Annotated in this window: 19 protein-coding genes; 9 read left to right on the top strand and 10 right to left on the bottom strand. The window is 34.7% G+C overall.

Annotation, left to right across the window (positions count from 1 at the left end; all coding sequences use genetic code 11):
• The 4 genes from QNJ66_RS23190 to QNJ66_RS23205 all read left to right on the top strand — a co-directional run.
• Window positions 1-1,027: methyltransferase domain-containing protein (locus tag QNJ66_RS23190; protein WP_300511011.1), on the top strand; the 1,027-nt coding region annotated here is incomplete at its 5' end.
• A gap of 22 nt (window positions 1,028-1,049) precedes the next feature.
• Complete coding sequence (locus QNJ66_RS23195) at window positions 1,050-1,679, top strand: ureidoglycolate lyase (protein WP_300511012.1); 630 nt, start codon at window positions 1,050-1,052, stop codon at window positions 1,677-1,679.
• A gap of 42 nt (window positions 1,680-1,721) precedes the next feature.
• A complete protein-coding gene (gene panD / locus QNJ66_RS23200; protein ID WP_300511013.1) occupies window positions 1,722-2,192 on the top strand; it encodes an aspartate 1-decarboxylase in 471 nt (156 codons plus the stop codon).
• A gap of 191 nt (window positions 2,193-2,383) precedes the next feature.
• Entirely contained in the window at window positions 2,384-3,022 is a 639-nt protein-coding gene (locus tag QNJ66_RS23205) for a PKD domain-containing protein (protein WP_300511014.1), read from the top strand.
• Between the two features lie 353 nt (window positions 3,023-3,375).
• Here the strand turns inward: QNJ66_RS23205 and QNJ66_RS23210 are convergent, their stop codons facing one another.
• The 6 genes from QNJ66_RS23210 to cofG form a co-directional block, all read right to left on the bottom strand.
• Window positions 3,376-3,984, bottom strand: coding sequence for a Uma2 family endonuclease (locus QNJ66_RS23210; protein ID WP_300511015.1), 609 nt, complete (start codon window positions 3,982-3,984; stop codon window positions 3,376-3,378).
• Window positions 3,985-4,074: 90 nt separating this feature from the next.
• Window positions 4,075-4,614 carry a GIY-YIG nuclease family protein gene (locus QNJ66_RS23215; protein WP_300511016.1) on the bottom strand — a complete coding sequence of 180 codons (540 nt, stop codon included), beginning with the start codon at window positions 4,612-4,614 and terminating at the stop codon, window positions 4,075-4,077.
• A gap of 49 nt (window positions 4,615-4,663) precedes the next feature.
• Window positions 4,664-5,002, bottom strand: a complete 339-nt coding sequence (locus tag QNJ66_RS23220) for a hypothetical protein (protein ID WP_300511017.1) — start codon at window positions 5,000-5,002, stop codon at window positions 4,664-4,666.
• Window positions 5,003-5,233: 231 nt separating this feature from the next.
• Window positions 5,234-6,340 carry an alkene reductase gene (locus tag QNJ66_RS23225; RefSeq protein WP_300511018.1) on the bottom strand — a complete coding sequence of 369 codons (1,107 nt, stop codon included), beginning with the start codon at window positions 6,338-6,340 and terminating at the stop codon, window positions 5,234-5,236.
• A 106-nt stretch (window positions 6,341-6,446) separates the two neighbouring features.
• On the bottom strand, window positions 6,447-6,842 hold the full coding sequence (locus tag QNJ66_RS23230) for a DoxX family protein (protein ID WP_366146314.1): 396 nt from the start codon (window positions 6,840-6,842) through the stop codon (window positions 6,447-6,449).
• Window positions 6,843-6,899: 57 nt separating this feature from the next.
• Entirely contained in the window at window positions 6,900-7,874 is a 975-nt protein-coding gene (gene cofG / locus QNJ66_RS23235) for a 7,8-didemethyl-8-hydroxy-5-deazariboflavin synthase subunit CofG (RefSeq protein ID WP_300511020.1), read from the bottom strand.
• Window positions 7,875-7,988: 114 nt separating this feature from the next.
• Between cofG and pipX the strand changes: the two genes are divergently transcribed.
• Both pipX and QNJ66_RS23245 read left to right on the top strand, forming a co-directional pair.
• Entirely contained in the window at window positions 7,989-8,258 is a 270-nt protein-coding gene (pipX, locus tag QNJ66_RS23240) for a transcriptional coactivator PipX (RefSeq protein WP_300511021.1), read from the top strand.
• Between the two features lie 5 nt (window positions 8,259-8,263).
• Window positions 8,264-8,920 carry a YggS family pyridoxal phosphate-dependent enzyme gene (locus QNJ66_RS23245; protein WP_300511022.1) on the top strand — a complete coding sequence of 219 codons (657 nt, stop codon included), beginning with the start codon at window positions 8,264-8,266 and terminating at the stop codon, window positions 8,918-8,920.
• Here QNJ66_RS23245 and QNJ66_RS23250 read toward each other — a convergent pair.
• The 3 genes from QNJ66_RS23250 to QNJ66_RS23260 form a co-directional block, all read right to left on the bottom strand.
• The gene (locus QNJ66_RS23250) at window positions 8,888-11,896 is read right to left on the bottom strand and encodes an FAD-binding and (Fe-S)-binding domain-containing protein (RefSeq protein ID WP_300511024.1); all 3,009 of its coding nucleotides are present in this window, start codon (window positions 11,894-11,896) and stop codon (window positions 8,888-8,890) included. The two genes, QNJ66_RS23245 and QNJ66_RS23250, sit on opposite strands and share 33 nt — an antisense overlap.
• Before the next feature lie 361 nt (window positions 11,897-12,257).
• Window positions 12,258-12,551, bottom strand: a complete 294-nt coding sequence (locus QNJ66_RS23255; protein ID WP_300511025.1) for a hypothetical protein — start codon at window positions 12,549-12,551, stop codon at window positions 12,258-12,260.
• Between the two features lie 132 nt (window positions 12,552-12,683).
• On the bottom strand, window positions 12,684-14,933 hold the full coding sequence (locus QNJ66_RS23260) for a ComEC/Rec2 family competence protein (RefSeq protein WP_300511027.1): 2,250 nt from the start codon (window positions 14,931-14,933) through the stop codon (window positions 12,684-12,686).
• Between the two features lie 205 nt (window positions 14,934-15,138).
• Here QNJ66_RS23260 and QNJ66_RS23265 point away from each other — a divergent pair, with 205 nt between their 5' ends.
• From QNJ66_RS23265 to QNJ66_RS23275, 3 genes are all read left to right on the top strand, one after another.
• Window positions 15,139-16,533: a DICT sensory domain-containing protein gene (locus tag QNJ66_RS23265; protein ID WP_300511029.1), complete on the top strand. Its 1,395-nt coding sequence runs from the start codon at window positions 15,139-15,141 to the stop codon at window positions 16,531-16,533.
• Between the two features lie 133 nt (window positions 16,534-16,666).
• The gene (locus QNJ66_RS23270; protein WP_300511030.1) at window positions 16,667-17,005 is read left to right on the top strand and encodes a hypothetical protein; all 339 of its coding nucleotides are present in this window, start codon (window positions 16,667-16,669) and stop codon (window positions 17,003-17,005) included.
• Complete coding sequence (locus tag QNJ66_RS23275) at window positions 17,006-18,922, top strand: ABC-F family ATP-binding cassette domain-containing protein (protein WP_300511031.1); 1,917 nt, start codon at window positions 17,006-17,008, stop codon at window positions 18,920-18,922.
• An 11-nt stretch (window positions 18,923-18,933) separates the two neighbouring features.
• On the opposite strand, the gene QNJ66_RS23280 is transcribed toward QNJ66_RS23275, so the two are convergent.
• Window positions 18,934-22,167 carry a COR domain-containing protein gene (locus QNJ66_RS23280; RefSeq protein ID WP_300511032.1) on the bottom strand — a complete coding sequence of 1,078 codons (3,234 nt, stop codon included), beginning with the start codon at window positions 22,165-22,167 and terminating at the stop codon, window positions 18,934-18,936.
• Window positions 22,168-22,492 lie beyond the last annotated feature (325 nt).

The raw sequence follows: 22,492 nt of genomic DNA on the forward strand, positions 1-22,492 counted from the left end.
AGCTACAAACCTACCTTTTGCAGATAATTCTTTTACCCATGTTTGGAGTCAAGCCACAATTTATCATATTCAAGAACGGGAAAAAGCCTTACAAGAAATTCAGCGAGTTCTCCAAGAAGGGGGAACTTTTATTTTTGATGACTTGATCACACCGACTTCAGAAATTAGCCCATTAGGTCTTAAATATGTGTATGAAAGATTACTGTTTAAACCGAGTTTCAGCTTCGAGGGTTATGCCGATTTCTTGAGTCAATTAGGGTTATTAGTATCAGATAAAACTGAGTTAAGCGATCATCTCAACAAAAGCTATGAATTGTTATCAAAACTAGCTTTAGAAAAATATCCAGACTTAAGTGCGGCCTACAAAAAAATGTGTGAGGCTATTACTAAACGGGAGGTAGGATGGGCATTTTATCTATGTACAAAAGTTAGCGATCGCCTGGCTTGGATTTATGAAACCGACGATCAAGAAACCCTTCGCAATAAATATGATGCTTGGGCTACCATCTATGATAGTGAACTCGATGAACCCTATCGTTGTTCTCCCATTGAGTCTGCCCAAGCCTTAGCCCAAGTCTTACCCCAGAAAGACGCAACCATCCTCGATGCAGGTGCGGGGACAGGAATGGTGGGAGAAGCTCTGGCCGCTCTGGGATATACTCAAATTACTGGGGTTGATATTTCCGAGAAAATGCTGGAAATTGCTAAAAACAAGCAAGTTTACCAGAATCTATACCAAGGAAACTTGGGAGAGGACCTCACTTTTTTTGACAATGAAGGATTTGATGCTATTATCTCGGTGGGCGTGTTCACCTTTGGTCACGTCCATCCCCAGGCTTTAACTAAGCTATCGGGTTTATTAAAACCTCAAGGCTATTTTATCCTGACGGTGCGAAGCGACTATTACAACACCAATGAGTCCTTAAAACAGGTCTTAGATGGGTTGTCCTGGCGTTTAATTACCCAAAAGGAATTGAATATCTTTGAGAGCGAACCCGTGTGTGTTTTGGTTTGGCAAAAACCTTAACGGCTGCTATTTGGCAAAAATCATGGAAACAAAAGTTAACTACTATGAAGTTCCCTTGAAAAGACTGAACTCAGAAAATGCACAGGGTTTAGGGGTGGTTTTCCAGTCCTTAGACGAAGTGGAAATTGAGTTATGTCAGTGGCCAACCTTGGGCAAACGACCCATTGTATCTGGGAAGGGTTACGGGTCAGTCATCGAAGAAGACTTTACCGTCTATTGGCGAGGCTCTACCCAGTTTTCTGCCGGCCATCAAACTGCTCGCGGTGGGGCAACGGGGAAAATGCTCCTAGAACCCCAAACCCAGGAGAGAGCGGTGCTAGTGCATTGGCTCAGTGCGCATTTAGATGCTGGAGAAGCCTTTATTCCTAAAAATGGCCAACCGAGCATCTTCCTTTTAGCTCCTCCCAAAGAAGACGTCAGACCCGAAGATTTTGTTGCTCTCTATTCCGATGGTAGTTGTGGTATCGCTATGCATCCTGGAGTCTGGCATACCGCTCCGTTATCCCTGAGTCCAGAGGAAGTGGTTTATCGAAGAAAACAAGGCAGTATCTATGCAACAATAGATTGTCTGTTGTTGAAGGAGCAAAATATCCTACTTAAAATTCCCTTGAGACAACCGGAAGCTGTTCAAGCAACAGCAAAAGGATTTTAGATGTCAAAAATAGCAACTTTGAAAACAAAAAAAGGAGAATCTATGGCCACGATCAAACTAATGCACGCCAAGCTTCATCGAGTTCGTGTGACCGAAGCTAACCGTCACTATGTTGGCAGTGTCACCATTGACCAAGACTTGCTCAAACAAGTGGGAATTTTACCCTTAGAAGAAGTAGAAATCGTTAATATTGACAATGGAAATCGCTGGTCAACCTATGTATTGCCAGGAGAAGCGGGATCAGGACAAATTTGCCCCAATGGGGGTGGAGCTTTATTGTGTAAAGAGGGAGATATATTGATTATTTGGGCCAATGAAGAACGCGATCGCCTTGATGTTCTCCAGAATGGCCATGAAGCGCGGGTACTGATTGCCGATGAAAATAATAGCCCTCAAGAAGTTTTCTGCCAAACCTTAACCCCCAATGGGGAAACTGTGGAATATAACGGTTATCAAGCTATGGGCGACGAAGAAGCCATAAAAGCTAAGTTAGAAGGGATTTTGAAGGCTTAAAATCATCCCGAAAAGCCTGATTTATAGGTGGGCCAGTTGCCCACCTAACTCTGATGATTGAACGAATGCGCTTTCCTTCCCTAGTCTCAGCGTAGCGGACTAAAAAGGCCAAGAAAGGTAGCAAACGTAAAAAACAAAAGACAGGATTAAATCGTTCAATTCTTGATGTAGGAATTAGCAATTTAAAATCATTGATAAAAAGTAAAGTCAATGAAGCTGGTGGTTTTTATATCGAGGTTCCTACTTTGACCATTTCTGGAGATGATTCTGTTAACGAAGGTTCCCTTTATACTCTAACTTTGGGAGATGTAAATGACCCAGGAAATGATACAGTAACTAGCTACACTATTAACTGGGGTGATGGTAATATAGAAACGATTTTAGTTGAAAATCTCAACAATAATCGCACAGTAAATCATATTTATGAAGATGACAGTAACCCGACGATTATAGTTAGTTTGACAGATGAAGAAGGAACTTATAATAATGTGGCGAGTAAGTCTATAACTGTTAATAATATTGTTCCTACTTTAACCATTTCTGGAGATGATGCTATTAACGAAGGTTCGCTTTATACATTAACTTTAGGTGAGGTAAATGACCTAGGAAATGATGCAGTAACTAGCTACACTATTGACTGGGGTGATGGTAATATAGAAACTATTTTAGTTGGAGAACTTAATGAGAATCGCACTGTAACCTATACTTACGAAGATGACAGTAACCCAACAATTATAGTTAGTTTGACCGATGAAGATGGTACTTATAATAATGTGGCAAGTAAGTCTATAACAGTGAATAATATTGTTCCTATCAACAAAAATCGTTAACCTTTACTCCTGGACAAAACACTAAAACTATCAACATTCCTCTCCTTGAACCCCTAAGAGGTGATATTAATGGAGATGGTCAAGTTGACAGAACAGACTTTAGTTTATTATTAGCAACTCGTCGACAAGGGTACAATACTACTCAAAACATTACCAAAACATTCTCCCTTTCTTTAAGCAATGTTCAAGGTGCATCTCTAGTCAAGTCTTCTGGAGAAGTAACATTCTCTTATGACCCACGTGATTTGAATAATGATGGAAAAATCAGCTTGTTAGACATTAGATTATTAGGACAATTAATCTAATTGTTACTGGTTGAAGCAAAAATAATTGTTTCTAATGCGAACTATTTCTCAATCCCAAATCCGTTTTAAAGTAAGCGTAAATCTAGGTAAAACCGTTTCACCTGATAACGTCCTGGGATTTTCCAACACCTCAACTGCTTGGCCTATACGATAAATTTCCACCCGTTTATTGTGAGGATCAATTAACCATCCTAGTCTAGCCCCGTTTTCCATATACTCCTGCATCTTCTCACGCAGATCATTAAGACTGTCAGTCTCAGAGCGTAGTTCCAGTACAAAATCAGGACAAAGAGGTGCAAATCCTTTTCTTTGCTCAGGGGTCAAAGCGTCCCACCGTTCCTTCCGTATCCAAGATGCGTCCGGTGAGCGATTAGCCCCATTTGGTAACTCAAATCCTGTTGAGGAATCAAAGTATTCGCCAAGCTGCTCATTCGCTTCACCCCAAACGCCAAGTTGAGTGGCAATTTTCGCATTTCGTTTGCCTGATTCGCTACCTGTAGGTGGGTTCACAATAAGATGTCCGATTTTAGTACGTTCCAGTCTGAGATCACGATTGGCAGCAGCTAAAGCAGCAAACTGCTTTGGTGTTACGGTCAAAGCAATTTCATTGGGGATTTCAAGCAATAGGGATTTGGGTTGAAGAGGAGCAGGTATCATAGGAATTCACCTGACGGGATCTAAGTGACACTTCTATTCTACAAAACTCTATGTTTAGTTTTAAGAGTTCATTATAATTGATTCATATCTCTACTTCAAATCTAATAATCCCTGTTCTTTAAGTTTGGGATTAAAGCGTATTTTCATTGTATTTCCTCGTTGTTTTAAAGTTTCCTCAATATCAGCTTGGACTCTTCTAGAAACTATTTTTAATAGTTTAATTTGTGCTAATTCATCGCTATTTTTGTACGTTTCTTTTTCTTCTTCTGTCATATAAATTTTAGCGTCAATGGGTTGTGTCCATAGGTTCTGGTTTTCTTGATTATTGATGGATAAATCTCCATTCTCTTCAGTCCAGTTATTTTTTATTTCTTCTAAAATGGTTCGACTGGGACGGGTAATAATTTCAACTTTTAGCCAGTAACATTGCTGAGGTTGACGCACTAAATGTTGTTGTAAACTAGCATAAATATCACGGGAATACCCAATAAATCTTAATTGTTTATTCTCATCAAAAATGGCATAAACTCCGATTTTTTTCTCTAAGTTTTCGGAAATAACTCCATTTTCATCTAAGTAGGGTAAATAATTTAATGTGTTTAAACTAGGAATTTTAGTTTCAGTAATCATAGTTAATTCTCCAGACAATAATCAAGTAAAAGATAATTAAACCTCGTCGTTAACTACGGGGTTTAATGACACGATAAATAGCACAAAGACGACTGGGTTTAAAGATTTTCGCTTTGAACATAAAGTTAGGAGGAATATTAATAATAATATGCTCATCAGAATTATAATATTCCTCAAATTCCGCCGGCATTCCTTTTGGGGTTTGGGTACTGTAGGGAACGGGTTGAAATATTAATTCAGTAAATTCTATCGCTATTCCTTTATAGGATAATTGTTGAGAAATTTGTTTGAGAAATTCTGGATTTTTTAATGAGTTAAATAAGGTTTCTTTACTCTCTGGTATCAGGGTAAAATTAGTATCAAAATTTTCAATTATTTTTAGACCCATTATGATTTACATTTGGCTATATACTTGACTTTAGTTATCATACCTGAATGCCCTCAACCTTTTGCAAGCCCTAAAGCTATTTTTGTAATGAGACTTAACATTTAGGATTGGGATAAGACCCCGTCGTTAACGACGAGGTTTAAAAATATTTTAGGCGGGCAATTATTTTATATTTAATAATAGTTTTAAATGATTTGATAATTTGCCCACCACAGCATTTTAAACAATCAATTAACTATTTTGAGTTTCTTGGTAGGTAGGAAAATCAATATAACCTTCTGGCTCAAAAGAATACAAAACATTCGTATCAGCAGGGTCATTTAAAGACCAGTTATTAGCAAATCTTTCTACTAAGTCAGGGTTACTAATGAAAGGACGACCAAAGGCAATTAAGTCGGCATTTCCTGATTTAATTGTTTCATCTGCACTCTCTTTTGTATAACCACAATTTCCCATTAATAGCCCATTAAATACCTTTCTAAACTCGGATAATGTCATGGGTTCTCCCAATTCATGAAATCCGAACCCTAAACCATCTAAAAGATGAAGATACGCTAAATTATAACCATTCAATTGTTGGGCAACATAGATAAATAATTCTCTATATTCGGGAGACCCCATATCATTAAAAACACCATTAGGCGATAGTCTTACTCCTATTTTATTGGTAGGGAATACAGTAGCAACTGCTTCGATAATTTCTTGTAAAAAACGATAACGATTTTCAATACTTCCACCATATTTATCGGTTCTCTGGTTAGTTTTTGATTGTAAAAACTGATCAATTAAGTAACCATTAGCTGCATGAATTTCCACACCATCAAAACCAGCTTTTTTCGCCCTTTCAGAAGCCAAGCGATAATCTTCAACAATACGAGGTATTTCTTCGGTTTCTAAGGCGCGAGGAATTTCGTAAGGTTGTTTCCCAATAGGAGTATGAATATAGTCAGCATTGAGTTTAATAGCAGAAGCAGAAACGGGTAATTGATTATTTTCTTGAAAGCTACTATGGGATGCTCTTCCACAGTGCCAAAGTTGTAAAAAAATCGGGGTTTCTGTTTCATGAAGTGCTTGGGTTATTGGTTGCCAAGCTTCCATTTGTGCATCTGAATAAATGCCGGGACTATTTAACCAACCGCAACCTTGTGGAGAAATAACTGTTGCTTCAGTAATAATTAATCCTGCTGATTTTCTTTGGGTATAATATTGTTTCATGAGGTCATTAGGCATTCTTTCTTCTCCGGCCCTGGAACGGGTTAAAGGTGCCATAACTACTCGATTTTTTAGGGTAATATTACCGACTTGACAAGGACTCAATAATGTGTTTGATGCGGTCATTTTTTTCTTTAAATTAATGAATTAATTACCATCATAAATTTTAGCTCAAAATCTGTTGGTTTTATACAATTAAGGGACAATTAAATAATCGCCCCGATAACATAAATTAAATTTTTAGATAGTTTTCTAAACTAAATTTACCTGAACCAAAAGCAAGGATCATTAATAGTCCTCCCATTAATCCTAAGTTTTTAAAAAACGCGATTTCTTCTGCTGGTAAATTTCCATGAAAAATTAATGTAGCAGGGATTAAAAAGCCAATTAATAAACAAGCACCAATTTTAGATTTATATCCCAATAAAACGGAGAAACCTCCTAAGATTAAAACTAAAATAGTTGCCCATAGCAAAACTTCTGTTAAAGGTAATCCTTTGGAGGCCATATACGCTTGAGTTTGCGCTGGAGATAATAGTTTACTAACACCAGATTTAATAAAAATTGCCGACACAAATAAACGACCTAAAAGAGAAACATAACTTTGAAAAGTTGCTTGATTTAACATGGATAAATTACCAATATGTTGTATTTTATCTTTCATTTAAATTCTAACAACTTCTAATTAAATTGACAACATGGGCTGAAATTGAGGATTATTTATCCAGGTATTTACGACTTTTTGTAGAGAGGATGATAAGGAATTATAATAATGAGGATAGACGGGAAGACGGGGTACTAATTCCCATCCTTGAGACGCTAATAAATCAACCAAACCTTGATGAGATAAATGGGTATAGTCTGGGTTTACTTCATCTTTAGGACTTATTCCGCCTAAATCTCTGGTACCTGCTTCTAAACAGTCTAACAAACATCTGGGATCTGTGATTAAATTAGGAGGAATTTGTAGTGTAATAGAATTGGGTAAAATTTCTCTAGCTTTAGCAACCATTTTTGGTAACTTATGGATAGGAAAAGTTGATACTTCTAATGTTTGCTTGCTTCCTAGCTGATGAGGCTGTATAATAACCTCTTGGATATGATGCCATTTTTTGTGGATTTCTGCGATCACTTCTAATGTGTGCCAAGAATCTTCTTCTTTTTCCCCTATTCCTAAGAGAATACCTGTGGTGAAAGGAATTTTTAGTTGACCAGCCCATTCTAATTGTTGTAATCTTAATGAAGGTAATTTACTGGGGGAATGACGATGGACTGTTTCTAGTAGTTTTGGCGTGATTTGTTCTAGCATCAAACCCATAGACGCATTAACTTTTTTCAGGGTTTCCATTTCAGCAAAGCTTAAGATTCCGGCATTAGTATGGGGTAAAAAACCCATAGATAAAGCTAATTCACAGAGATTATAGATGTGTTGAAACCAAGCTTTTCTTCTGGGAGAATGGGGATGAACTTCACCACTTAAAATTAAAATTTCACAAACAGATTGATGTTGTAATTCTAGTAAGATACTTTGACTGTTTTCCACAGTTAACCAATTATCTTGATTAGGATCAACCCGAAAGTTACAATAGGTACAACGGTTAAAACATTCATAGGTGGGTACTAGGGTATAAGCTGGACTATAGGTAATTTGTTTTGTCATTTGTTTGTCTAATATCTAAATTAATAACAATTTTTCTCAATACTTTAGTATAATATACCTAGACTTAATGGCGTTTAGAGAGTTATTATTATCGTAACTTTTAAACTATCAAGAATGAGTAGCGAAACCTATTTTAATCATCCTATTTTCGGACTTCTTTATCGTGTTTGTCTCCTTGATGACGATCAAGAGTTGTTTACTACATTATACGCTCAACGGTTATTTTTTCTAGTTAAGATGATACCGAATAATACGGTTCTGGAACCGATTAGTCGTTCAGATGCTAGATTATTAGTGGAGAAACGTTTGCGTAATCTTCACCGTCTAGGACTCATACAAGAGTACAAAGACTTTCAAGCTATGTATAAACAAACTTTCCCTTAAATAATATGACAATTGCAGAAAATATTGATAAAATCTTGAGTAAAATTCCTTCTTCTGTTCGTTTGGTTGCTGTTAGTAAAAAAAAGTCAGTAACAGCAATTAAAGAAGCTTATAATTATGGTATTCGTGATTTTGCAGAAAGTCGCGTCCAAGAAGCACTTTTAAAGCAAGAAGAGTTACAAGAATATCAAGATATTTGCTGGCATTTTATCGGTCATATTCAAACAAATAAAGCTAAAAAAATACTAGAAAAATTTGATTATATTCATTCGGTTGATAGTCTAAAATTAGCAGAGTATTTAGATAAGTTAGCAGCTAAGAGTTCTATTTTTCCTCACGTTTGTCTACAGGTTAAACTATTACCTGATCTCAATAAGTATGGTTGGGAAATTATGGAACTTTGGCAAGATTTACCTAAATTAGAATCCTTAAACCATTTAAAAATTGAAGGATTAATGACCATTTTGCCTTTAGGATTATCTGAAAATGAATGTTTAGAGACTTTTGCGAAAACTAAGGAACTCGCTGTAACAATAACAGAAAAATCATCATTACAGTTAAAAGAATTATCTATGGGAATGTCTAATGATTATTTATTAGCAGTAGAAAAAGGTGCAACTATGATACGTTTAGGAACTATTATTTTTGGAGAAAGAAATTAGTTTATTTAATGCTTGAATGGGATGTTTTGCTTTCCATCCTGACAGTCTTTTCACTTGTGAACGACAGGAATATCCAGTGACTAAATAATAAGGTCTATCTTCAATATTTTCGGGTAAATGTTGTTGCCAACTACTTCTATAAATGTCTTTGGAATTATCATAATGCTCCCTTTCATGGCCGTACATTCCGGCCATTCCACAACAACCAACAGAGACTAAATTTAGACTAATTCCCATGTTTTTAAAAACCATTTGCCATTGCTTTTGTGAGTTAAAAACAAGGGACTTTTCATGACAATGTCCTAATAAATGATAAGGTTTAGTATGATTTATTTTTGGCAATATTTTATCTTGTTTAACTAAAAATTCTTGGATAAGTTGAACTTTCTTAAAAATGTTTTCATTCCTAGCAATTTTATCATATTCATCTCGATAAGTAAGAGTCATACTTGGTTCAATTCCAATCACAGGAATATCTAAATCTAAAACTGTTTTTAAGTGTTTTATATTTTGCTTCACTAAAGTTTTAAAAACCTTGATAAATCCTTTTAAATATAAAGGTTTTCCGTTGATAAAAAAGGGTAATATATAAACATTATAACCTAAATTTTTAAAGAATTTGTAAGTATCAACAACTAACTGTGATTCGTAGAAACTGGTAAACGCATCTTGTAATAAAATTATGCTATTTTTTCTTTCTTCTGTTGATAATTTTTTGATTTTTTCTAGATTCAATTCTATGGTTAATTCTTGTCGTAAAATGAGGGAACTTATAAGCGGAGGTTCAACTAATTTTACTCCTTTACCAATCAGTGATTTACTAAGAGGATTTTGCAGCAAATTATTAAACAAATTCGGTGCAAAAGATTGATAATAAGCTAATTGTTCTATGTTGGCCATCAAATAATCTCTGATAGGACGTAAATAACGACTATGATAACGTTCTAAAAATAGAGATTTTAAGCTAGGAATATCAACATGAATTGGACATTGACTAACACACCCTTTACAAGCAAGACATCCTTGCATCGCTTGATAAACATCATGGGAAAAATCTTCTTTTCCTTGCCATTTTTTTAAGGTGTGTAAAATTTTTCTAGGAATTGATAAATTATCTTTTTTAACCTCCAATTTTGACAGTAATCTTAACCATTCTCTTAATAACATTGCCCTTCCTTTTGGAGAGTGAATGCGATCACGGGTTTGTTTAGCAGAAGGACAAATAATTTCGTCAGGATTAAAGTTAAAACAAGCACCATTTCCATTACAATTAAAAGCTCCTTCATATTCCTTTCTAAACTGTTGAGATACTTGGCGATCAAACTGTCCCCTTAAGGTTGATTCTAGTTTAACAATTTCATCGGTACTGTTATAGGGTGTAACAATTTTTCCTGGGTTTAATTTATTATTAGGATCAAATGCTTGCTTAATTTTTCTTAAGTCTTGATACAGTTCTTCCCCAAAGAATAAAGGTGTGTATTCGCTACGAAAACCTTTACCGTGTTCTCCCCAAATAATCCCACCATATCTCCGAACTAAATTAACAACTTTATCCGATATTTCTCTAATCAATTTCTCATCTGTCGGCACTTTCATATCCAACGCCGGACGGACATGGAGACAACCTACATCCACATGACCAAAAATTGCATATTTAAGCTTATAACTGTTTAATAATGTTTTAAATTCACTGGCATAATTCGCTAAATTACTAGGAGAAACCGCAGTATCTTCTATAAAAGCAATAGGTTTTCGGTCACCTGGCATACTTCCTAATAAGGCTGCTCCTTTTTTTCTTAACAACCATAATTTCTTGATTTCGTCTAATTTATCAGTTTGATAATAGCCTAAAATGCCTGGGTTTTGTTTCTGTTGTAATTTTTCAATTAACGGACTTATTTGCTTTTCTATATCCTGATTATTATTGCCCATAAACTCAACTAAATTAATTGCTTGAGCTGAACCAATCAAGTTTTTAACCTCTTCAAAAATAGGATCATTTTTTGCTAATTCTAAAATTGTTTCATCCACTGTTTCGATAGCAACAGGAGCATAATTTAGTAACTGTGTAGCATTCTTTAAAGCAGCATCAAAATTTTGATAATGAATTGCTAATAATTTAGTATACTTAGGAATTTTGCTTAACTTTAATTTGGCCTCTGTAATAACACCTAATGTTCCTTCTGAACCGGCTAAAATTCGATTAATGTCAAAAAAATTTCTGGTTTCATCATAAACTTTAGCTAAGTTATAACCAGTCATAAATCTAGTTAATTTAGGGAATATTTTAGCAATCAATTCTGATTTTTTAGATACAATTGTATCTATTGTTTTATAAATGTCTCCTAATCTTCCTTCCTCTTGTTTTAAGCTGTTTAATCTTTCTACATTAACTTGAGAAGAATGTCCTAGAGTCCCATCAGATAGAACCCAATTTAATGCTAAAATATGATCACTTGTTTTCCCATAAATACGGGAACCTTTACCCGCAGCATCCGTATTAATCATCCCACCAATAGTTGCACGGTTACTGGGGGCAAGGGATGGGGCAAAAAAGAGATTGTGAGGGGCTAATATTTGGTTTAATTGGTCTAAAATAATACCAGGTTGCACCCTAACCCATTTTTCTTTTATATTCACTTCTAAGACTTGATTCATATACTTAGAACAGTCTATAATAATACTAGGAGAAAGTGACTGACCATTTGTGCCAGTTCCTCCCCCTCGAGGAGAAAAAGTAACCGATTTAAACTCAGTTTTATTAGCTAATTGAAAAATTTCTCTAATATCTTGAGTCGTACGAGGAAAAACAACTGCTTGGGGTAAAATTTGATAAATACTGTTATCAGTAGAAGCAATTAAACGGTTAGCCAAATCACCCTTAATATCTCCCGAAAAAGACGTTTTTTTTAAACTACGCAAAAAGTTAGCAATGGTTTTATGAATTGTTATTTCTGGTAATATTTTTGGAATCATTTTAATGAGTGATAGAACTACATATTATAGTTAGGAGAGTCCTGGTCATCTCGGAATTATAATTTAGGTTAGGAATGCGCGAATTTAGAATTAATGTTTTTTCATTGTTCATTATCCATTATTTAAAGAGATTACTCGTTACCTCGGAATGACAATTAAAGAGACAAAAATCCTACCAGAAAGTAATCGCCAAAACCACTACTTCAACACAGTTAAAAATATCTTTTGAAGAAACAGAAATATTAAAAATTATTTAATATTGCTGTTATGGCGATTAAATATAGTTCAAATCTGAAAGAAAATGTAAACTTAGTAAAAGTTGTCTCTTAATTAGTCTTAGAGATACTAGAAATATTTATACCTAAGACACGATATTTTTCCAACCCATTAACTTTTTACCCAGACGGAAAACAACGGCATTTCCTAACCCTAATGATTGAACCCCTTCAATCAAAGAAGGTTCCATATCTTTGAGAGAATCAAGTAAATGAGGACATTGGACAAAATCAAGGCAGATAACCGTTGAGTGATTCCAAGTTTCACGGAAAATTTGACATTGGGACGGGAGAAACCCGATATAGCTACGGAAGCGTTTAATGGCGGCTTTTTCTAGTTCGCTACTTGTACACTCGAAGGGTAGCTGTGAATTATTCATACAATCCTCAGATAATTTCAGGGAGATTTCCATACTTTTCTACGGTAACACTTTGGAAAGAGAAACATTGTGATTGTTTTAACTAATTTTTCTATTTGTTAAGATTTCAAAAGTATTTTAGGATACGGTAATTCAGGAACCTTCTTCTTGATTATTGAATAGGGGTTGAATTCCCTGATTTGGTATCCATTGAATTGCACCATCCTGCTGTATCCAGTACCATTGAAAGTTTTCTTTATTTAATTCTTTTTTAATAAAGTGGTGAAGAGAATTAGTAGAAATAATGACAACTTGGGGTTGATATTTTCTTAATAATTTTATCCAATCAGGTGAAAGTTTTTTTCCTGACCATAAAACAACATCGAGGGAGTGATTAAGATTAAGTGAAACCGATGGAGTTTCTTTTTTTTGTGCATCTATCCATAACCAGTATTTATCTTGTATTTGCCATTGTAGTATTCCTAATTCATGATCTATGGCTTTTATAATGGTTGATTCTTGTTCTACAGCTTGATGATTATTATTAAACTCTTTGTTATCCAACTCTTTGTTATCCAATAGATAATAAATATTATTGATTTTAATTTTATTTCTAATTATTGGTAAACCAAGTTTATCTTGATTATTAGCAATAATAACTCTGTCAATTTTGTTGATTCCTTGTTGAGATAAAAATGGTGAAATTTTGTATTTAATATCCTCTTCATTACCGATATTAATTAAAGTAACTCTGCCTCGATTTTGTATGACGATAATTGGTATTTCATTTCCTTTTAATACAGTAATTTTCAAAAAAGTAATATTTTTATAAATGATAGGAATAATAATCAAACTAATAATTACCAATGCCCCGATTTTCCAATATTTTTGTGATTTTTTATTTAGCCAAATTGTTAGCAAAATACTATAAATGATAACTAAAATAATCAAAGATATTTGTCCAACAGAAAAAGCACTAAGTTTTAATTGAGGTATTTGTTGAGCAGATTGTAATAAAATTTGCAGCGGCCAAAATAAAAATTTAGCTATGAATATTCCTAGATTAGGACTAATTAAGATAAAAATAGCACTAATAATTCCTCCAATAACTAATAACATAATCAAAGGAGTTGCCAAAATATTAAAAGGAATAATATAAAAACTAAAACTATGAAAAATATACATAATTAAAGGAGATGTCCAGATAGAAACAGCAACAGGCACCGCTATCATTCCAGCTAGTTTAGGCGGTAAAAAATCTAACTTTGTTTCAATCACAGGACTGGTTACTAATAAAGCAAAAGTTGCCAAAAAACTTAATTGAAACCCTAAGTCCCAGATCCATAATGGATTAATAAATAACAATAAAAATCCCGATACTAATAAAGCCCCTAAAGGATTAGTTTTTCTATCTAAAACTTGACCAATTAAAACAGAAAGTCCCATTAAAGTCGCCCGTAAAATAGAAGGTTTTATCCCAGTTAATCCCACATAAAACATTAAAATAATTACACCAATGATTAATTTTTTACTAGGAGATAAAGACTGAGTTATCCAAAAAATAATACCCAATAATAAAGCGACATGAAATCCTGACGCAGCTAAAACATGAGATAAACCAATATTAACAAATAAATCTCGAGTTTCTAGGGATAAATCAACCGCACTTCTCCCTAAAATCATGGAACTAATAACTAGGCCATTGTCCTTTCCTAAAGCATCCGTAAATCCGTTAATGATCCGATTTCTTATATTAGTCCATACCCACTGATTCTTGTCTCCTATAAAAACAATTTTTGCTCCTTTTAATCCTGCAAAAGAGCCTTTTTTTTCTAAATATTTTTTAAAGTTAAATGCACCTGGATTTTTGGGTGATCGCGGTTTATATAAATTCCCTTCAATGATCAAAGTTTGACCCCGAGAAATTAAAGTAACTTCCTGAGTTGGGAAAGTAACATATAATTTTCCTGTAACTGTTTTAAATGGGTCATTTTTGTCCTTAAAATTAACTTTTTGTGCTTGAAACCAAAACCTTTTACGATTATTATTTGTCGTTCTAGGTTCTGATAAAAGCTTTCCTAATACTTGAACCTGTTTCGGTCTAAAATTATCTTTAATCAAGTAACTAATATCAGTTGGTCTCGGAGAAGGGAGACGCAATTGAAAATAGATAACAGCGAAAAAAGCAACCAGAGAAACTAAAAACCAAAACCGTAATTGAGGACATCTTCGCCAACGATAATTTAAGAAAAAAAATAAACTAGGTGGAATAATACAAATTAAGGAAACAACTAAAGTCCATTGTTGCCAAGAAGGATTAGGATTAGGAAAATCCCACAATCCTGTTAGCAATAAACCCCCAACATAAGCTAAGATAAGAATAATATAACGCCAAGAATTCATGATAATTTTCTTATCCAATAAAATGAATAAATTAATAATTAACCAGCTTAAATGTGATCAGTGAATTAGAGATGATAAAAACCAGTAAAAAAAGGCTCAGTTGTGATAAGCTATAAAAAATTTTAACAAAACTCAGTCAAACAAGGCAATAATTGCCAAAATACGAGACAATATTAAAGTATAAAAAAAGAGCGATTATAAACAGATGAACCCTCCCACTACTTCAGAACTATCACTTTATCAACTAACCCAAAACAGCGACCCCGACTTAACCCCTGTAACTATCTCGGCCACTACCTTTCGGGAATGGGTTGATACTGCCGTTCAGTTTTTAATTGACCAAGAAATACAAGGGACAGTCTGGGCAAAATTACCACCCCATTCCCGTTGGTGGTCAACCCTAGAAACCTATTACCAAGAAGGAATTTCAGAGCAAATCTATCGTTGCAGCATTAGTCGTAGTGGTGGAAGCACAACCTCCCGTCATGGTTCTAGTGGCAGCTATTCATCTCAAGACGGTATAACCCCCATTGTACTCGAAACCAGTAGCCAACTCAGACGGGAGCATTTTTGTCTAATTCTCTCTCCTCAACTGTGTAGTCTAATTTTGGCACAAGAACAAATTACTGCCGAGGAAGACCCCCCATCAGGACTACTAGAACCAACTATTCTCAAAGTCATCTATAGTTTTAATCCTAACGTTATTGAAAAGGCATTAAGTACCATTAAACACCTAATTACCATAACAGACACTACTCCGGTGGAAGTTTTAGCTGATTCGATGTTACCTTTCCCTTTACCAAATCAAATCGATACCACCTTATTAACCAGGTTATGGTATCAATTTATGCCCCATATTTCTGCCGTTTCTCCTAACCGTCAGCAAGAAATATCTCAAACGTTTTCCACCAAAAGTTTCAGTTTAGGAGAGGAATTTCTTCAACCCCTAACCAGAGAATTGAGTACCCCTTTAACTAATATAAAAACTGCTCTTCAGTTGTTAGAATCTAAACAACATAAACGGGATATTAGACAAAGATATATTGACCTTTTAAAAAGAGAATGCGATCGTCAAAATACCTTACTTTTAGGATTACAAGAATTATTAGAACTTAATCAAAATTTAGAAGAATCTGAACCCACTGTTCACCTCGAAGAATTGGTTCCAGGAATTGTTAGTACCTATCAAGCGATCGCTGAAGAAAAAGGAATTAACTTAGGATATACTATCCCTCCTGGTTTCCCTGCTATTGCTTGTCCCAGTGGTTGGTTGAGACGCATTCTACAAAATATTATTCACAATAGTCTCAAATTTACTCCTGAAGGGGGACGCATTACCGTGCAAACGGACTTGAGATCAGAAGGGGTACAAATATCCGTGAGTGACACAGGAATGGGGATAGAAAGTAGCGATATTCCTAAACTTTTCGATAGTTTTTATCGGGGACGAAATAGCCTTAATTCATCGGTTGAAGGAGTGGGACTGGGATTAACTATTGTTAATTATCTAGTTGAACAATGTGGGGGAAAAATTGATATCATCTCTCAAGTAGGTAAAGGAACAATTGTTAAAGTAATCTTTCAAGAATCCACAGATTAAATTTCAGTTATCAGTGACCATTTATCAGTTAGAATAATAATAAATAATTGATTAATTGTTATTCTGAGTAACGAAGAATCTCTTTAGTTTCCTCACCACAACAACTAAACCTATAGCCATCGAAAAAACATAAATGAACCTAAAAGAACAAAGCAAAATTCTTAACCATCCGTCACTGGAATTGATCAGAAACCCAATTAAAATTTTATCTACTCTTTTAATTAGTTTAGCAATTTTATGGGAACTAGGAAATGTATACGCCAAACTCAATAACTGGGAAATATCTAGTAACCTAAACTGGATTTTTGTCTTAGATAGAATTGCTCTTATTAGTCATGCAATAGAAGGTATAATCGCAGCTTACTACGCTAGATTACAAAACAAAAATCCTCTACAGTATGGTATCTACATTTTTTTTACTGGAACTCCCGGTTTGCTAGAATTAAAAATAGGACAACAAGGAAGCGACTAAATGACCATTTTAACCTTACGATCAGTTAAAAAAGATTTCGGTATCAAAGAAATTTTAAAAGAGGCAACCTTTAGTTTAGAAGAAGGGGATAAAGTTGGTTTAATTGGTACTAATGGCTCAGGAAAATCCACCCTACTGAAAATTATAGCAGGATTGGAACCCATTGATGGAGGAGAACTATGGGTTAACTCTGGGACTAAAATTGTTTATCTACCCCAACAACCCAATTTAGACGAAAATCTAACTGTTTTAGAACAGGTTTTTGCTGACTGTGGGGAACAAATGGCATTAATTAAAGAGTACGAAGAAATCTCTCATAAATTAGCCCATAACCCCCAAGAAACTGATAGTTTAATGTCCCGTTTATCGGCAGTTACTCAAAAAATTGAAAGCTTAGACGCTTGGGCATTAGAAACCAACGCTAAAATTGTTTTAAGTCAATTAGGAATCGATAACTTTGAGGCAAAAATTGGCGATTTATCGGGAGGATATCGGAAAAGAATCGCCTTAGCGTCTGGATTATTATCAGAACCAGATGCCTTATTAATGGATGAACCTACCAACCATTTAGACGCTATGTCCGTAGAATGGTTACAAAGTTATTTAAACCGTTATTCTGGGGCATTATTATTAATTACCCATGATCGTTACTTCTTAGATAAAGTCACTAATCGTATCCTAGAAATTGATCGAGGTGACTTCTATGGTTATGCAGGAAATTACTCTTATTTTTTAGAAAAAAAAGCAGATGTAGAAGCCTCAGAAATTAGTAGTCAAAAGAAACGCGCAGGAGTATTAAGACGAGAATTAGAATGGTTAAAACGAGGACCAAAAGCCAGAAGTACCAAACAAAAAGCCCGTATTGATCGCATTCAAGATATGCAAAATAAAGAGTTTAGACAAACTCAAGGAAAAGTTGAAATTAGTACCGCTAGTCGTCGTATTGGTAAAAAAGTTATTGAACTAGAAAACATAAATAAAGCCTATAATAACCGTATTTTAATTGAAGATTTTACTTACATTTTTAGCCCTCAAGATAGGGTGGGAATTATTGGCAAAAATGGGGCCGGTAAGTCCACTTTAATGAATATTATCACAGGAAGAATTGACCCCGATTCAGGACAAGTAGATATTGGTCCAACCATTCATTTTGGTTATTTTGATCAGCACTCAGAAGATTTATTAGTTAATGAAGAACAGCGAGTTATTGATTATTTAAAAGACGTAGCCGAGTTAGTCAAAACGGCAGACGGTAGAGTTATTACTGCTTCTCAAATGTTAGAAAGATTCTTATTTCCTCCCAACCAACAATATGCACCAATTCATAAACTATCAGGAGGAGAAAAAAGAAGATTATTTCTATTACAAGTATTAATGAGTGCGCCCAATGTCTTAATATTAGACGAACCAACAAACGATTTAGATGTACAAACCTTAGCCGTTTTAGAGGAATATCTAGAAGAATTTAATGGCTGTGTTATTGTTGTTTCTCACGATCGCTACTTTTTAGACAGAACAGTTGACACTATTTTTGCCTTAGAAGAAGGAGGAAATATTAAACAATATCCTGGTAATTATTCAGTGTATCTAGACTATAAAAAAGCACAGGAAGAAAAAGAAAAAAATGAACAAAATAAAACAATTTCTCAAGATAATAAATCTTCAAAAACCATTAAAAATACTCAATCTAAACAGTCCAATAAACTCACATTTAAAGAAAAATATGAATATAAAGACCTAGAAGAAAATATACCCTTACTAGAAGCAGAAAAAGAAAAATTAGAAGCAGATTTATATAACAATCCTCCGACAGATTTTGCCCAAATGCAAACCCTAACTGAACGATTATCTAACTTAGTTGAAGAGATTGACACAGCGACAGAAAGATGGTTAGAATTAGCAGAAAAAGAGGGTTGACAAATAAGTTATTACTCATCTTGGAGATCATCAATAGCCGCAATAACGAAAGAAGCAGCAGGATGAGAAAGTAAAGAATCAAGTGCAGCAAGACTTCCTGCTTTGGCCGCACTAAGTAGTTTTTGGGTCAATGAAGAGTTCTGCTCAATCACATCGATAGCTTCGACTGCAAAAATTTTTTTCTCCTTCTTACTTTCACTAGGATAAGTTTCACTGAGTTGATCAAGAATCGTTTGAATTTGTTTAGCAGCTTCGGCAAGGTCTTGGGATGGTGCTTCGTTATATTGTTGTCCTATTGCTTGTGATTGATCATTAAGTGTGGTGTCAACCATCCCAACGGAGTCATTGAAAGTGTAGTTTTTAGTAGTGTTAGAAGCTTCAGGTTGATTAGTAGGATTAGACATATATTCTGCTTGTTGTAGATATACATTCTCAGCATTTATTATTGTAGTATCACCATTGCTAAGTTGTTCACTCGTTTGGAATGATTTCTTTTTATCTCGGTCTAATTCCTGTTGTAAGGCACTTTCAGCAATAGGTTTATTTTCTCTCAAATCTCGTTCAAAAGGTAAATTTACACCATCAATTAATCCACGAACATTGACCATTTCATAACTTAGCTGACATTCAACTTCCAATCGACCCCTATTTAACCGTCTATGCAAATCTTCCAAAGCATAAGCATAAGGTTCATCACTCCCATCACATAATGAGCAATTACAAGGCACTAGGGTTTTGTATTTTAGATATTCAAAAGAACGATGAATTTTCTCTAGTTCATAATTAACAACAGCTAATAGTTCTTTCTGGCGACTACCACTGATTCTTACCCTAATTTCCTTTTTATTATAATTTTCAATAACTTCAGCACGGGTTTGATTTTTCCATAGAACAACTCCACTTTTCCAAACTAATTGCTGCTTTTCAATCCAAGGATGTGTCTCAACAATGAAACGAGTTAAAATTCCTTTCGGCATGAAATCATATTCATAGCGTAAGATCAGATTATGAGAATTATCCCAGTGATATATTGGTGTATCCGAATTCAGTAGTTGTGGTGCGATATATTCTTGAGGACGGTTAGGGATAGGATAACAAAGCTTAAAACGCATCATTAATTGTAGTAATTCCTGTCTCATTGTTTCATATTGATTATCCTTCCAAATATCAGCTAAATCCCCTTGACTAAAACATCCTAAGTTGGCAAGAACAGCTTGATTATCTAATACTTGATAAACAGCAGTGGTTCCCCATTCAGGTTTGAGAATAATATAATGTTTGAGAGTTGGATCTTCTTGGAAATGGAGACAAATTCCTAGATCATGTAGATAACGACTCAACCTCAGCATATCTTGACGATCTCTTAGTTGATTGACTTGACAAAGTTGATAATATTCTTCCAGGGTTATATAGTTACGGGAATCATTTTCTAAAGCAGAACGAACTCTGACCCAAACTTTAGGTAAAGGAGAAGCATCACCAACATGAGGTAGATTAGTTATAGAAAATTCAATAGCTTTTTTAATCTCTTGTAAACCACGATTAGTAGCTAAATTAGTGGAAAAAACTTCTTTAAGATTAGGAAATTCAGAACGGAATTGAGGCGCATTAACTAAGCATTGACGGTCTTCTTTTTCATTTTTAATAATAAAAATCGGACTTTGACCACTGAGTAATTCAGCAACTTTAAGCCACCAATAAAAATTAGTATTTTCTTCACGAGTATCGGCAACTAACAGATAAAGAGAACGCTCAGTCAAGAAAAATTGATGAGTTTGATGATAGATTTCTTGTCCCCCAAAGTCCCAAATATTAACACGAAAGTCATGACCATTGGGGAGAGGTATTTTCCATTGAAGAACATCTATTCCTTCAGTAGACTTTTCCCGATCAACAAGCTCATAGTTTTCATCCAGAAGTTTTTTAGCTAAAGAAGTTTTTCCCGCGCCTCCTTGACCTATAATTAATAATTTAGCTTCATAAAGAGGTTCAGTTTCATTGGGATCTAGTATCCGAAAATAAAAATCAAGTATTTCTTTGACATCCCCAGGATCTTCCCATAATTCTTTTCCTCCTAAAATTTCAGGCGGAATAGGAACAGGATTATATCTTAAGTCTAATTGTTTGAGTTGTTTTAATTGTCCTATTTCTGCTGGTAAACTACTCAGTTGATTATCTGAGAGGTCAAGTTTTTGAAGAGTGGTTAATTGGACTATTCCTGCTGGTAAACTACTCAGTTGATTATATGAGAGGTCAAGTTTTTGAAGAGTGGTTAATTGGACTATTTCTGCTGGTAAACTACTCAGTTGATTATCTGAGAGGTCAAGTTTTTGAAGAGAGGTTAATTGTCCTACTTCTGCTGGTAAACTACTCAGTCTATTATATGAGAGGTAAAGTTCTTGAAGAGAGGTTAATTGTCCTACTTCTGCTGGTAAACTACTCAGTTTATTATCTGAGAGGTCAAGTTCTTGAAGAGAGGTTAATTGTCCTACTTCTGCTGGTAAACTACTCAGTTTATTATCTGAGAGGTCAAGTTTTTGAAGAGAGGTTAATTGTCCTACTTCTGCTGGTAAACTACTCAGTTTATTATCTGAGAGGTCAAATTTTTGAAGAGTGGTTAATTGGACTATTTCTGCTGGTAAACTACTCAGTTTATTATCTGAGAGGTAAAGTTCTTGAAGAGTGGTTAATTGTCCTATTTCTGCTGGTAAACTACTCAGTTTATTATATCTGAGGTCAAGTTTTTGAAGAGTGGTTAATTGTCCTATTTCTGCTGGTAAACTACTCAGTTTATTATATCTGAGGTCAAGTTTTTGAAGAGTGGTTAATTGTCCTATTTCTGCTGGTAAACTACTCAGTTGATTATATGAGAGGTTAAGTTGTTGAAGAGTGGTTAATTGGACTACTTCTGCTGGTAAACTACTCAGTTTATTAGATGAGAAGTTAAGTTTTTGAAAAGTGGTTAATTGGACTACTTCTGCTGGTAAACTACTCAGTTTATTCAATGAGAGGTCAAGTTGTTGAAGAGTGGTTAATTGTCCTATTTCTGCTGGTAAAGAAGTAAGATTATTACGTCCCCATTCTCTTGTTTCTTCATCCCATTTTCCCAAGATCAAAGTCTTGAGTTTAGTCAAGTTACCAATTTGTGGTGGTAACTCTCTTAACTCCAGTCCCGATAAGTCGAGTTCTTCCCACTCCTCTGTTGCTGCTTGCTCAATTAGACTCAGTAATTCGTTATTAGTCACAGTATCCTTCCCTGTTTTCTGGATTGCAGATTGTAGATTATCTCCACCACTGCTTTTTGTAGCAGATAATTAAATTCTAAACTCTTTGAACGGTATCGAGAAAAGGAAAAACGCAAGCAACTAAAGAAATCGGTTAAGGAGTTTCGCGTTGACAAAAAAGCATAGATGTGGTTGTGGAAGAAAAAGTATTAATTCACTTTGGGGAACGAAGTTCGTTTCCCAAAATAAATTTAGATGTAGTTCGATTTTTTGTGTTACAACGAATCCAATAGGGTTTCGATTCTTTTTTGTCGAGGATATATTCTTTTGCCATACTACAAGTCCA

This window comes from Crocosphaera sp., from assembly GCF_030064895.1.
GTDB lineage: Bacteria > Cyanobacteriota > Cyanobacteriia > Cyanobacteriales > Microcystaceae > Crocosphaera.